The 14,087-nt window shown below is 36.2% G+C and carries 14 protein-coding genes; 3 read left to right on the top strand and 11 right to left on the bottom strand.

The features are described 5' to 3' along the window. Positions 1-44 precede the first annotated feature (44 nt). Positions 45-260 carry a hypothetical protein gene (locus IGK21_RS03160; RefSeq protein WP_010719914.1) on the top strand — a complete coding sequence of 72 codons (216 nt, stop codon included), beginning with the start codon at positions 45-47 and terminating at the stop codon, positions 258-260. Positions 261-323: 63 nt separating this feature from the next. On the opposite strand, the gene IGK21_RS03155 is transcribed toward IGK21_RS03160, so the two are convergent. From IGK21_RS03155 to IGK21_RS03120, 8 genes are all read right to left on the bottom strand, one after another. After that, on the bottom strand, positions 324-959 hold the full coding sequence (locus IGK21_RS03155; protein ID WP_034699736.1) for a hypothetical protein: 636 nt from the start codon (positions 957-959) through the stop codon (positions 324-326). Positions 960-1,364: 405 nt separating this feature from the next. Continuing rightward, a complete protein-coding gene (locus IGK21_RS03150) occupies positions 1,365-2,915 on the bottom strand; it encodes a bifunctional metallophosphatase/5'-nucleotidase (RefSeq protein WP_034699735.1) in 1,551 nt (516 codons plus the stop codon). Between the two features lie 356 nt (positions 2,916-3,271). Beyond that, entirely contained in the window at positions 3,272-4,552 is a 1,281-nt protein-coding gene (locus IGK21_RS03145; RefSeq protein ID WP_181914831.1) for an extracellular solute-binding protein, read from the bottom strand. 24 nt (positions 4,553-4,576) lie between these two features. Next, the gene (locus IGK21_RS03140; RefSeq protein ID WP_010738339.1) at positions 4,577-5,875 is read right to left on the bottom strand and encodes an MBL fold metallo-hydrolase; all 1,299 of its coding nucleotides are present in this window, start codon (positions 5,873-5,875) and stop codon (positions 4,577-4,579) included. Continuing rightward, entirely contained in the window at positions 5,859-6,677 is an 819-nt protein-coding gene (locus IGK21_RS03135; RefSeq protein WP_010738340.1) for a carbohydrate ABC transporter permease, read from the bottom strand. The genes IGK21_RS03140 and IGK21_RS03135 overlap by 17 nt, the downstream gene beginning before the upstream one ends. Further along, positions 6,674-7,561 carry a carbohydrate ABC transporter permease gene (locus IGK21_RS03130; RefSeq protein ID WP_010719920.1) on the bottom strand — a complete coding sequence of 296 codons (888 nt, stop codon included), beginning with the start codon at positions 7,559-7,561 and terminating at the stop codon, positions 6,674-6,676. The genes IGK21_RS03135 and IGK21_RS03130 overlap by 4 nt, the downstream gene beginning before the upstream one ends. Further along, positions 7,561-8,637, bottom strand: coding sequence for an ABC transporter ATP-binding protein (locus tag IGK21_RS03125; RefSeq protein WP_010738341.1), 1,077 nt, complete (start codon positions 8,635-8,637; stop codon positions 7,561-7,563). The genes IGK21_RS03130 and IGK21_RS03125 overlap by 1 nt, the downstream gene beginning before the upstream one ends. Before the next feature lie 366 nt (positions 8,638-9,003). After that, a complete protein-coding gene (locus IGK21_RS03120; RefSeq protein WP_010738342.1) occupies positions 9,004-10,401 on the bottom strand; it encodes a glycoside hydrolase family 1 protein in 1,398 nt (465 codons plus the stop codon). Between the two features lie 396 nt (positions 10,402-10,797). Between IGK21_RS03120 and IGK21_RS03115 the strand changes: the two genes are divergently transcribed. Together IGK21_RS03115 and IGK21_RS03110 are read left to right on the top strand one after the other, a co-directional pair. Then, positions 10,798-11,223, top strand: a complete 426-nt coding sequence (locus IGK21_RS03115) for a hypothetical protein (RefSeq protein ID WP_438718891.1) — start codon at positions 10,798-10,800, stop codon at positions 11,221-11,223. A gap of 250 nt (positions 11,224-11,473) precedes the next feature. Then, positions 11,474-11,656 (top strand): hypothetical protein, encoded by a 183-nt coding sequence (locus IGK21_RS03110; RefSeq protein WP_010719924.1) that lies wholly within the window; start codon positions 11,474-11,476, stop codon positions 11,654-11,656. A gap of 309 nt (positions 11,657-11,965) precedes the next feature. Here IGK21_RS03110 and IGK21_RS03105 read toward each other — a convergent pair whose 3' ends face one another. The 3 genes from IGK21_RS03105 to IGK21_RS03095 are packed head-to-tail and all read right to left on the bottom strand — an operon-like array spanning position 11,966 to position 13,708. Beyond that, complete coding sequence (locus IGK21_RS03105) at positions 11,966-12,670, bottom strand: deoxynucleoside kinase (RefSeq protein WP_010719925.1); 705 nt, start codon at positions 12,668-12,670, stop codon at positions 11,966-11,968. A 22-nt stretch (positions 12,671-12,692) separates the two neighbouring features. Continuing rightward, positions 12,693-13,133: a nucleoside 2-deoxyribosyltransferase gene (locus tag IGK21_RS03100; RefSeq protein ID WP_010719926.1), complete on the bottom strand. Its 441-nt coding sequence runs from the start codon at positions 13,131-13,133 to the stop codon at positions 12,693-12,695. Beyond that, on the bottom strand, positions 13,133-13,708 hold the full coding sequence (locus IGK21_RS03095) for a TIGR00730 family Rossman fold protein (protein ID WP_010719927.1): 576 nt from the start codon (positions 13,706-13,708) through the stop codon (positions 13,133-13,135). Before IGK21_RS03095 ends, IGK21_RS03100 begins: the two co-directional genes overlap by 1 nt. Positions 13,709-14,087 lie beyond the last annotated feature (379 nt).

Here is a 14,087-nt window from a genome sequence, read left to right as displayed (position 1 = left end):
TTTAAGATTTTTTTTAGAAATGAAGGGAGCAATTATGGATATCTATGCCAAAAAAAAGAACCCCTCAGACTAAATATGTCCATCTTGAGGAGTTTTTGTTAGCTGTTTTTGTTTTGGTCAACCTGAACTACAATAGTTCTAGTTATCGAATGAAGCAAGAACAATCAGTCAAAGATTCAGCAAAAAACAGTAACTTAGTAAAAACAAATGAACTTCCATCATTTCAAACGAATGACTATCATGCACCTTTCAGTACTTGAGCTGGAAAAGACGTGTTGCCCCATCTATTTCACAGTTTGCGTACTCTTACTAAAATACTCGTGTTACTTTGCCTTCTGTTGCTGACTTGCTTTGCTGTTTTTTGTGCTATTTTTAGTTGTACGACTCGATTGCGTCTTGGACTTACTTTGGGTCGTACTTTGAATTGTTTCCGAATGTTCAGAAGAACTTTCCTGAGTCGGCTCAACCTGAGTCGTATCAGAATTTTCTTTGACTTCTTTATTCATTTTTATCCAATCTTTCAGACGGGTACTAACAACCTCACGATTCACCTTATCTGAATAGCTGGTTATTACTTTTCCGTTCTTTAATCGAGCTAGTTTTTCTCCGTCATTGGTTAAAAGTAAGACGGTCAAATGTTTATCGTTGAATTGATATTGTCTTAACGAAATAGCACTTAAGACATCATCAATATTGATAAACTGATTACTTTCCTTGTCTTTTGGCAAATAAAGCTCTAATTCTCCCTTATCATAGTTGGCTACTATCTTGTAATCCTTCCACCAATAAGTAGAAAATTCTTTTTTAAATTTATCTACTGATTCTTTACTTGCAATGATTTTTTCTGTTTCTAGTTGAGCGATATCTGCTGTCATTTTTCCTGAAACTGCGGCTGATAAAAAAAGCAGTAAGAAAAAACCAACTAACCAAAAGAGAAGAAAAGGACGTTTTTTTCTCATACCTTTCTCCACTCCCATTCAAATTTGCCTATTCCATTATATACAAAAAATGAAGAGTAAAGACAAAAAAGTAAAAAAAGATATTAAATAACGAAAATTTTTTTATAAATAACCCATACTGATGGATCGTTTTATAAAAAAGGTTGTAACTAAATTTATAGTAAAGCAAATTTAGAACGTTTCTAAGAACATACTTTCACCAAAAAAACGTTATACGTACATTGAAAATAACCTGAAACTTACAACACTTGAGACTGTTAATCATTTACAACAATTACCTTTTGGATTAGTTTTGATAAACAATTTTGTTAATTGCATGCTTCGATTTATTTACCTTCGTTTTGGCTTGCTCTTTTCTTGAATAGACTTGAATAGACAGATTTCACTAATTTCTGTCCCCCTTGTTTACTTGATTACCCGAAAGTTATGATTTACTTCAGCATGAATTTGTTGATGTTTTCTTAAATAATCAGCAATCAGTTCAGTCATATCGATTTGGATTTCACGAATGATTTTATTGGCAGAGAACATGTGATAATTCCCACCACCGACCGCTCTGTACTGATTCATGACTACTTCCAGCTCTTCATCAGGATGGATCGGTTTGCCTGCTCTGGCTAATTTAGTGATCCTTTGCCCTACTGGTTGACGTAAATCGATCTCATAATCAATGCCCTCATACATGTCATAATTATAATACTGTGGTTTAGGTTCAATGAACGCAGGATTAAATACGATCTCGCCTGATTCTATTGCCAAGAAGTTTGCTGTTTGTTCTAAGGCATCTCTTAGATCCTGCCCTGTAATTTTAAGAACTGCTAAAGTATTAGGATAAATATAATTGGTAATAATTTCTCTCATTGTAATAGTTTCATTGAATCCTTGACCTTCATTGTTGAACAGAGCCGTTCCAGAAATCGATACTCCGCTGGCAGCCATTTGCACCCGATTAATAAACTCAATATAAGGATGTTCCACGATTCGTGCTTGCATCGGATCAGTGATTTTCATGTCTCCTTGTACCTCTCCCACTGGTTGATCAAGCCATGTTTGCAATTCATTTTCTGTTTTTTGAACAAGTGAAAGAATGTCTTCATCTGCCTCGTCAGTTACTAAGGAAATCAGTTCTGCTTTTCCGTCCGAAACACGATAACCATTAACCGTTCGTTCCAAGGATAATTCGATTTTACCTAAAAATTCGCCACGATAGCCCGGTTGGATAATCGGCACACTATTTACCTTCGCAGCAATCACTCGATGTTGGTGCCCAGTAATCAACGCATCCATCCCAGCTACTTCTTGAAGTAGTTGGAAGCCTTCATTTTCGCCAGTCAATGCTTCGGTGGGTTCGCCAGTCTCTAAATCTTTCTCGAATCCACCATGATAAGCTACAACCACTACATCTGCTAATTCTCTAAGTTTAGGTACATATTGTTTTGCTGCTTCAACTGCAGAAACAAATTGTAGGTCTTTAATTGTTTCAGGTTGTTCCCAATGAGGAATATATTGCGTGGTCAACCCTAAAATTGCCACTTTGATCCCTTGTTTTTCAATCATCACATAGGGCTGTCCAAAATAAGGATCGCCTTTGCTCGTTAAAATATTAGCAGATAAGACAGGATGATGATAACTAGCGATAGCTTGTTCTAAGTAAGATAAGCCATAATTAAATTCATGATTTCCTAATATACTAGCATCCACATCCATTTCATTTAAGACATTCGTTAATTCTGAGACGTGGTGATCTTGTTGTTTTGCTAAGTAGTAACTAAAAGGTGACCCCTGAATGAAGTCACCGTTATCAATGACATAAAGAGGGTCTGGGCTAGTTTCTCTGATTTGTTTTATCCTACTGGCAATTTTAGCATAGCCATAAGGTTGTTCTTGATCCGTCGCATAGTTCGTTGGATAGATATACCCATGGACGTCACTAGTTGCTAACAATGTTATTTTCATACTTGTCTCCCATTTCATGAGACTGAACCAAAACTTGCCTCAGTCTCTTTTAGTCTCTCTAAAAACGAATAAACGGCGTTCAAGAATCAACTCCTCAACAATAAGCGATGATTTTCTAAAATATGAGGAACTATTTTAAAAAATCCTCTCTTATCCGCTCGGAGCTAAACGCTTCTCTCACAACCTCTTGTTCACAGCGAGACAAAAGCAGCATCTTCGAAAAATAAGCCGAAATTGACCCAAAATTTGAGAAGAAAATTTCGGAAACTCCTTCTTATTTCTTGATGTTAAACACTTTTGTCTCAACCGCCTAAAGCAAACAAGCTAACGTTCTGAACGTTCTTTCGTTCGATTGTTTATTGATTCCAAGCATCTTCCAATTGAGGAACGGAATCTTTTATCAGTTTCTTCGTATCTTGATTCGTATTCGATAAAATGTTTTCCATGATCGAACGTACCTCATTATAAGCAGGATCTGCGTTTTCAATCACAGAGATCGAGAATAGATCAGAAGTAGCTGCTTCTAAATATTGTGGTACTTTTGTTTCTGTAGAATTCTTGTATTCATCACTTTCAAGAACCGATTCAACGATTGGCATATAACCAGTCATATTTGCCCAATACAGTTGGTTTTCCGGTTGTGCTAAAAATTTCATATATTCAAAAGCAGCTGTGCGTTTTTCAGCACTGGCACTACTGAACATATAGATATCCGTTCCTTGTTGCAAATTGATTTTTTCAGGACGTGGCGCAACGCCATACTCAAATTTTCCTTCAGTATCTTTTTTCACATAACCTTCTCCAGCAATCGAGCCAACAAACATTGCCACTTGTTCATTTGCAAAAGGACCTGACAAGTACTTATCCGATCCAGCAATTCGGAAATAACCATCTTTGACGCCCTCAGCATAGTAATCGATCACTTTTTGTGATTCTTTCCCATCTAAAGCTAAGTCTTTGTCAAAATCAACACCTTGATTTTTCATACCAATCGCATAGTAGTTATTCAATGAATCAAACCCAGCACCCACCACTTGCCCATCTGATTTTTCATAGATCGTTTTTGAAGCTTCTTTTAATTCTGCTAGTGTCGTCGGTACTTCAACGTCATATTGTTTTAATAGATCCGCATTGTAGAAAAGCATTTCCGTTGATTTGTTAAAAGGGATACCATATTGTTTGTCATCAATTTTAGCACCTTCTAATAATGAATCACGGATTTCTTCCTGATCTTTCCAGCCAATCGTATCATTTTCGATATAAGGGTCTAAATCGACTAACATCTCATCTTGAGCAGCATTCCATAGCCAACCTGGGTAAGCTTGAGTGATTGTCGGCAGATCCTTAGGTGAAGGTAATGTCGAATTGATTTTTGCTTGAAGATCCGAATATTGCGATTGATTTTGCAACTCTACCTTGATATTAGGATTTTCTTTCATGAAGTCATCTGTAAGTTTAGTTAATGCTTCTTCTTGCGCACCATTCATCGCATGCCAGAAGTTGATCGTTGTCTTTTCATTGATTTCTGTTACGATATCCTCACTTGAACTATCTACCTTTTCATTCTTTCCACAAGCACTTAACGCAAATACTGCTGCTGCAGCCACAAACACAGAAACCCATTTTTTCATTTTCATCTTTTTTTTACTCTCCCTTTTCTCTTATAAAATAATTTGTTCGCCACGTTTTGGCAAAATTCTTTCTCCATAAGGATTGACTAATTTCTCAGGTTTTAACGTATGGATCGGCACTAACACTTTTGGTTGTATCTTGTCGATGATTTCAGCTAAATCAGCTGGAAATGCGTGTCCAGACAGCGATAATCGAACAAATTCAACTTGCTTTTCAGCTAAAATCTTTAAAAAGACAGCATATTGTGGATCAAAATCTCCCAATGGTTGGGCATCACTATGAATGTATAAACCTCCTCCTTGCAAGTTTTCTATATTATCAACGACTTGCCAAACAAAAGTTGTTTCATCGTTGCGTAAAACTTCGTAGGGATATTCTAATTCTGACTGAAGAATCGGAATGACTGGACTATCCGTTAAATAGTAATAGGGCACATCCATTCCTAGAACTTCTTTCATTAATGCAGCCATATTCGCTTCTAAAACCATCGTTCGCGGGGATTGTTTCACCAGCATTTCAAAGCGTTTAAGGTTTGCTGGGTACCCATTGAAAGTAATTTGACGATTAGGATATTGATCGACCAGTTCACAAAAGCGCTGAACTAGCTCTTCTTCCGTAGCAATTGGCGTTTGTTCGCTTATTTCTCGGTCAGGAAAACTGATGCTGACGCCTTCCATCATCAATAAGTCAGTCTGAAATGATTTTTGACAAAACGTTTCTGTCATTTGCCGGTCATATCCATGAAGACGCAAGTCACCAGTGTAAGTCAAGAATCGGTCAGGCGTTTTGATTAGTAAAGCAGCTGCACCATACGCATCATGATCGACTGGTAGTATCTCCACACTGATTTCTCCGATCTGGACAGTTTCATAAGGAGATAATCCATTCATTTCACGTACAAACCCTTCTTTTTCAAAAGGAGAAGGAATCAAGAAATCGTTGTTTCGATGAAGGGAATGTAAGATTTGCTTCGTTTCATTTAAAGTGTATAAAGGAATTGCTGGATCAAGATAATTGATCATTTTTGAATGATCCAAATGAGCGTGAGATAAGAAAACGGCTGTATGCTGATACGGCTCTCTTTCTCCTACTTGTATGTGCTGTACTTGATCAAACAGCCTTGGATCATATAATCCATTCAAGTCAGGAATCAATCGATGTTCAAGCAATGTATTTAAAGATTCATCAGCTAAGTCTAATTCTGGACGGTACTCTGTGCCAAAATCAAAAAAGATGTGTGAATCGTGGTAGGCAACTTCAATGATCGTTCCACCGATCGTTAAGATTCCACTATGGAAAGTAATCACTGTTTTATCCTTTGATTCCATTTTTCGCCACTCCTCGTATAATTTCTTTTCTAAAAATCAAATAAATAATCAAAATCGGGATAACTGTTAACGTCGCCGCCGCCATTTGTAAATGAACGTCACTCCCACTTTCAGAGGTAAAAGCGGCTAAACCATTATTTAACAGGCGGAATTTTTTCTCGTTCGTCACAAGCAGTGGCCATAAAAATGAATTCCAACTTGAAATAAACGTCAAGATACCCACCGTGACTAGTGCTGGTTTAGACATCGGCACTAAAATTTTCCAAATATACTCTAGATCACTGGCACCATCGATTTTAGCTGCTTTATAAAAGGTACTGGAAATACTCTTTAAATACCCGTTCAAATAATAAATATAAAAAATACTGGTCAAGAAAGGAATGATCAATGCACTATAGCTGTTTAGTAATCCCATTCGTGAAATCGTATTATAATTCGTAAAAATAATGGACTCATAAGGAACCATTAGTAATGAGATCATGATCCCGATAATCAATTTTTTAAAACGAAATTCCAGACTTGTTAACGCAAAAGCCGCTAAAACAGATGTGATGACTGTAGCGATCGTAGTTACTAACGAAACAAAGACGGTATTGAAGAAATAACGTAAAAATGGTGCTTTTGCAAATACCTCCGTATAATTTCCCCATTGAAATGATGTTGGCAGTAAGGTTGGCGGAATACTCGTTGCCTCACTATATGTCATCAACCCAGCTAAAATCATATAAATAAATGGAAAAATCGTTACGATCCCTAAAATTCCGATAAATAGCAATGAGAGTCCTGTAACAACTTTTTTCATCCTCTTCTCCCTACTTTCTTCAACAATTTATTTTGAATAAATGTGATCAGTAAAATGACGAGGAACAAAATGACCGTCGCCGCCATAGCGATCCCTGGTCGACCAGCGATGTGGAATTTATCGTAAATATAAAAGACCGCTGTCGTAGCACTTTTGGCGATCCCTGGCTGCCCACCAAACAAAGCATAGACTTGAGTATAGACTTTAAACGCTCCGATGATATTGACAGTCAACAAGAAGGTGATCGTTGGGATCAATTGAGGAAACGTGATCCGACTAAAAATCTCCCAAGCATCTGCTCCAAACATTCGAGCGATTTTATAATGCTCTTCGTCAATATTTCTTAAACCAGCCAATAAGATAATGATATTGAATGCGAGACTGGTCCAAACCCCAAAGATGATCAACGTTGTCATACTCATCGAAACATTATCTAACCAATTGATTGATTCAAATCCTAAAAAATTCAGCAAATAATTAATGAGCCCATAGGACCCGTTGAAAAAATAGCGAAAGACGATCCCGATAGCAATCGTACTTGTCACATAAGGCATGAAAAAAATCGTTTCAAAAAAAGTCTTATGTTTCACTTTTTCAAAAATCACCCAAGCGATTCCCAGTGAAAGGAGCAATGAAATAGGAACAACTGTAAAAGCAAACAATGCGGTGTTTCTTAATGCTTTGATAAAGACTGGGTCTGACAACACACGCTGATAATTCTCAATTCCTGCAAATTGTTGATTGATTAAGGAGCCTTTTTGAAAGCTCATCGCTAGTGAACGGAACAACGGATAGATACTGAACAAAACAATAATGACCAATGATGGCAGTAAGAAGAACCAAGCTTTCGGTTGATTTTCTGGATCATATGCTTTTTTGAACATTAGTACACCCGCTCCCCTTCTTCATCGAAAAGAAACATTTTATGGTACTGAAAATCAAAAGAGAGTACCGTATCTTCCTCGATGAGCTTTTCAATACTAACGATCGATTTCAGACGTTTCGCAGCGAGCGAAAAATTCAAAATCTGTTCACGTCCGATCAATTCAACTCCAGAAACTTGTACTTCGAACAATCCGTTAGTCGTTGGAAAAACGTCTTCTGGTCGAATCCCTAAGATATATTTTCCATCCACTAATGGTTTTCTTAATTGAGCGGATTCCAGTTTCGTCAGAGGAATTTGAAAATCCGTATGGCTGATTTTCCCTTCACGAACATTGACCTCGACCGGTAACGTATTGATGATCGGGTTACCGATAAAATTGGCAACAAACAGGTTAGCCGGGTCTAAGTATAAATTCTGCGGAATATCATTTTGTTGAATCACACCTTCATTCAGTAAAATGATTTTGTCACTAATCGAAAGTGCTTCTTCTTGATCATGCGTCACAAAAATCGTAGTGATTCCAACTTCTTTTACCAAACGACGGATTTCTTCTCGTATCTTTAATCGCAAGCGTGCATCCAAATTACTTAAGGGCTCGTCTAATAATAAAACTTCTGGTTTCTGGACTAAGGCTCGTGTAATAGCCACACGTTGTTGTTGTCCACCTGATAAAGTCCCTGGTTTTTTATCTTGGAGTTCTTCGATATTCGTTAGTTTCATATATTCCTGTGATATTTTTTTAGCTTCCGCTTTTTTGATTTTATTTTCGCCAACCGTCAATGGAAACATAATATTCTCAACCACAGTCATATGCGGGTATAAAGCATAATTTTGAAATACAAAACCAATATTCCGATCTTTCGGTTCCGTTCGTACCACCGACTCTCCACTAAAACGAATGTCCCCATGACTAGGGCTTAATAACCCCGCAATCAAATTCAAAATCGTTGATTTTCCACAACCACTAGGGCCAAGCAAACAAACCAAATCCCCTTTTTCGATTTGAAAATCAACAGACTTCAGTGCTTCAAACCCATTATCGAATACTTTCTTCAGATTGATAACCTCAATCATTTTTCATAGCCCCTCACGTAATAAAATTTCTTTTTACAAATGTTAATAATTTCTACCTTATAATCAATGCTAACGCTTCTATGTGTAGATTGATTTAATTCTGTGTAAATATCTTGAAAAGAAAACCATCTGCTCACACTTCCTCCAAAAAAAGATAACGTTCGTATTTTAATCATATAGAAACGGTTACAATTGATAAAAACTAAAAAAATCACTTAAAAAGCATACTTACTTTATAAAGATATCAAATAACATTCTTTATTTATATATATTCAAAAGCGTTTTCATTGTATTCTAATTTTTCAAACAAACAAAAATATTCCTCTTGACCGTTTATTAAACGGATCAAGAGGAACGTTGACTTTTTTATATTGTAAATTGGTTGGTATCAGATAGTTTTTTAAACCAGTGACCAGATTTTTTGATTGTCCGTTTACCATCATTCGCTAAATCAACGGAAATAAATCCATAACGATTTTTGTAAGCATTGGTCCACGACCAGTTATCCATACACGTCCACATATGATACCCCAAGCAATTAGCACCTTCTTCGATTGCTTGGTGAACATATTTTAGATGTTCTTGGACAAATTCAATGCGATAATCATCGTGGATCATCCCATCTTCTTCGATAAAACGTGCTTCATTTTCAACACCCATACCGTTTTCAGAAATGAAACAGTCAATATTACCATAATGGTCTCGAACATTGATTAAGATATCATAAATTCCCTTTTCATAAATTTCCCAACCACGATAAGGATTCATTTTACGATTTGGCATTTCATAATTATCAAAATAATCTTCTGGCATTGGTCCATTTTCATGATCAATCGGTGTTTCTTTTGCTTTGACTCTTCTTGGTTGGTAATAATTGATCCCTAATAAGTCAATGGTATTTTCTTTAATGATCGCTAAGTCATCTTCTTGCATCGCTGGTACCATGTCTAATTCTTTCACAATGGCGATCAATTCTGGTGGGAACTCACCTTTAACTGCTGGATCAAGAAACGAACGATTAAAAAAGGCATCAGCTAATTTAGCTGCTTTGACATCTTCTGGGTTGTTTTCATCCCGAGGATAGCTTGGTGTTAGATTCAAAATGATTCCGATTGAGCCATCTAATGCCATGGAATGATACGCTTTGACGGCTAATGCAGAAGCCAGCGCTTCATGATAGCCTACTTGGATCGCCTTTTTCATATCGGACTCTTCCGGGTAATGCCAACGGTAAAGATACCCAGCTTCAACTGGCACGATTGGCTCATTATGGGTAAACCATTTTTTGATTTTCGTCCCAAATAATTCAAAACAAATCTTAGCATACCTTTCATACGCTTCAACCGTTTCCCGATTGAGCCATCCGCCTTTTTCTTGCAAAGGCATCGGCATATCAAAATGATATAAATTCACAAATGGTTCAATGCCATTAGCGATCAATTCATCGAAATACGAATGGTAAAAATCAACAGCTTGTTGGTTCACTTCGCCAGTCCCTTCAGGAATCAGGCGACTCCATTGGATCGAAGTACGAAAACTATTGTGTCCAGTTTGTTTCATTAATTGAACGTCTTCTTTATACTTCGTGTACACTTGTGATGTCTTTTCAGGACCTACTTGATCAAAGAACTTTTCTGGTTCTTGGCTAAACCAATAATCAAAAATATTCTCTCCTTTACCATCGCCAGCAATACGACCTTCTGTTTGTGGGCCACTTGCGGCTGATCCCCACCAAAAATTACTTGGAAATTGATAATTTGTCATCCACTCACACCTTCTATTAAAGAGTTCAGTTTATTTGCTAAATAATACTTGTTCCCTACTCAATATAGCAAACGTTTACACCAGTTACAAGTTAATTTAGCAAACGTTTTATTTAGTTGAAACGACTCGTACACCCCTACTTCATTTGCTGTACTGAGCAAACCAGTCCTTTTGAAGGGGAGTTGACATCTGTAAAGAAATGAGATTGAATAGAAGAGACATAAACACCTTTTTTCAATGGAATAGACAAAAGCTAGTATTCCTAAATCTTATAATAGAAGCTATACTAATTTATTAGTCACAGTAAACGCAACGACAGAAACCCAGCCAACTTGGTTGACTAGAGGATTCACACCGTTTGTAGTTAAAGCTGTATCATACAATGGAGGAAATATTTTGAAGAAATTAGTCATCATGGTTCTTTCGCTTGTCAGCTGTTTTACTTTATCAGGATGCAGCCTATTCGGTGGATCTGGTAATTCAGCAGACCAAACGACAGATTCATCGACTCTACAAGCTGAAAAAGAGGATATCAGTAACAGTAACTATTCATTAAAAGTCCGCAAAGACATGAATTTAGTCAGTGGGCAAATCATTTTTAGCGATCATAAAATGGAATTGACACGTACCTATACAGGAACTGAAAAAGATACCGCAAGTACTTCTCAAGAAAAAACAGTACTCAATGATATCAAGATCAAGACCGAAGCAGACACTTATACCATCTCTGGTAAAGAAGATGGTAAAGAAGTATCCGTTACCTTCAAAAAGATCGGAAACTACCGAATCGAAGATCAGGATGGAAATATTTATAGTTTGTAAAAGACCTAAAAAGACCGACTTGACCTGATCAGTAAAGGAAAAACTTTTAGAACAGCTTTTATTTTTGAAAAAACTTGCAACTGTTCTGGCTGTTTTCTTGTCACTTCGTACAAAAAAACGAGAGCTGACATGGCTCACTCGCTAGGAATTAACTGAAATTAAGAGAAATTGTTAATTTCTCTTAATTTTTTTGTTTCTGCCATTTCTTTCTGGTATATTGGGTAAGCACAATGTGATAAAGGAGAAAAAAATGAGTATATTTGATAGTCATGATTATTGTACTTGTACAACCAGTAAAAATATTCATACCGAATTTAGTGATCAAGGAAGCTTAAGTATTTGCGATCACTGTCATAAAACTGTAAAAGATTCATTTAAGTCATTTGAATCCTATACGAAAGAAAGACATGCGGATGTTTTAACTGTTAAATAAAGTCTCGGCCTTATTTTGTATAAGTATGGCAGGATACCAATAGGTCAAAAGATTTGAAGATGTCAAAAGACACGTTCAAATCTTTTGATCTATTTTTACTATCTTTTTCACTTAGCCAAAAACAGCTTTTTCCTTGATAAATTGATTACTATCGAACTGTGTTCTTTCGAATCATGGCTTTTCAGGAACCGCTCTATCAAAAACAAGCTGGAAAACCTCCAAATCGTTTCGACTATCTTGGAGGTTTTCCAGCTTGTTTCTTAAAATGAACGATGTCATCATCTTTTTAAAATGGAACGTTATGACTGTTTACTGACCCAGTCCTTGTCCTTTTGCATGTTGATTCTCAGTAAAGTATTTCCCTGCCTCTACATCGCTTAATTCTGCTAATTTTTGTTGGATTTGTTCAATGACCTCTTTTGCATGTTCTGGCTTTTCAACAAAATCGAAGCGGTCACCATCGATTTGAATCTTCGGACAAACATCAAAATCTTCATACCATTGATCATAACGTTGATTTAAAGAGCGATAATAGTCATAAAGTGTCTCATCACTTTCCAGCTGTTCATAATCACGACCCCGTTTTTTGATGCGATCCAACATTGTATCCAAGGACACTTTGATATGAACCATCAAGTCTGGACGTTTCTTAGGAGCAACATCGTCTAACTCGTTAAGCATCGTATCCAATAAATTATCATATTGTTGCACTTCAATATCGGTCACTCGACCTAGATCTGCATTTAAATGAAATAGCAGGCTATCTTCATAGATCGAACGGTCTAACACGTTATCATCATCCACTAAAGCATTTTTCATCGCTAAAAATCGTTTATTCAAAAAGAAAATTTGCAATAAAAAAGCATACTGTTCTGGATTTGAATAAAAAAGTGGTAACACTTCATTATCCTCAACACTTTCATAAAATGGTTTTGAGTCGATTTCTTTCGCAAGCATATCTGTCAAACTGCTTTTTCCTGCACCAATCGTTCCTGAAATTAATATCACTGACATGCAATCCTTCCTCTTTCTATTTCTATAAGTACTCGCCTACGTATTTCGTTACTGGTAATGTTTTAAAATCGTAGTCACGTACTTCGTCAACTGTTTTTAAATAAGTATGCAAACTTTGAGTAATCATCAAATTAGTTGGAACAGTCTCTTCTTGGAAAACAATCATTGGTTTTTTCATCATTGTTGCTGCCCCTAATTCATAAGCTGTCCCTGGATCAATGATTTGATGTTCATAATCTAAAATAGCTACTACGTAATCAGCTGCTGTTAGTTCTGCCATATCTTTTTCATAAACTTCTTGTGCCCAACCTGCACTAAACATTTCATAATTACTTTCTTGATGATGTCTTGGTGAATAAAAACCAGTCACCGTTGGATTTTCTTCCAATGCTTTTTCGATACGAGCAACACGCTCAACTTGCTCCTCTGAAAAGAATGGACCTGCTAAATAAATTTGACTCATTAATTTGCCTCCTCTAATAATAGTTGTGTTTCACTTACTTCTGCGCGTAATAAATCGACTAGTTCTAATGGGTTATTTGAAAAAAAGACGTAATCCAGCCATTTGGCATCCATAAATTCTTCTTTGGCAAACGTTTCTAATAACGTCTTTAAACCTTCATAATATCCTCCGATATCTAAAATACCAATCGGTTTCTTCGCTGTTAAATCAATGGCCATCCAAGATAAAAGTTGAGAAAACTCTTCTAAGGTTCCCAATCCTCCAGGAAAGATCAAAACAGCATCTCCTTGTTCAAATAACAATACTTTTCGTTCGTCGATTGTCTCGGTAGGAATAAAAGTTGTTACATTTGTATTCGGTAACTCAGAATCAAAAAGCCCTGTTGGATAGATACCAGTGACTTTCCCATTGTTTTCTAGTAAAGTCTGACTGAAAACTCCCATGATACCCGATTCTGATCCACCATAAACCAGCTCAATCTCTTCTTGAGCCATATATTTTCCTAACGTTTGGGCAATAAATTTATAGCTTTCTTTATTACCAAAACGGGAGCCACAAAAAACTGTTAGTTTCAAAAAAACACATCCCAACTCAAAAGTCTAACTTCATTTTACACTTGTTTTTTTAAAATAAAAGACTAGATTTTGTGATTTTTTAGTGGTATATAATAAAACAAACACTATATCTAGTGTTTGTTGGCGAAAACTTTTTTAATCTTTTTTATTTTAAAAAAACATTAAATAACATAAATGTTTAAATTTGAAACGACTTTCTTAATTAAGAAAGCTTGCTTTCATCGTGTTCTGACAATAACATTCACTCATTTAACGAGAATCTAGCATCATTCTTTTCTCGAAAAAAATTTGATAAAATAATTGTTATGTTTCATTATCTGTAAATGTTTCGCTAAAAATTTTATGTACATGAACTCCCCAATCAAATGTTTTCTTGAAT

The sequence above is a fragment of the Enterococcus sp. DIV1421a genome (assembly GCF_051711025.1).
Classification (GTDB): domain Bacteria; phylum Bacillota; class Bacilli; order Lactobacillales; family Enterococcaceae; genus Enterococcus_B; species Enterococcus_B hirae.
Note: the sequence above shows the minus strand (reverse complement) of the source record. Positions and strands in the feature narration are given on the sequence as shown.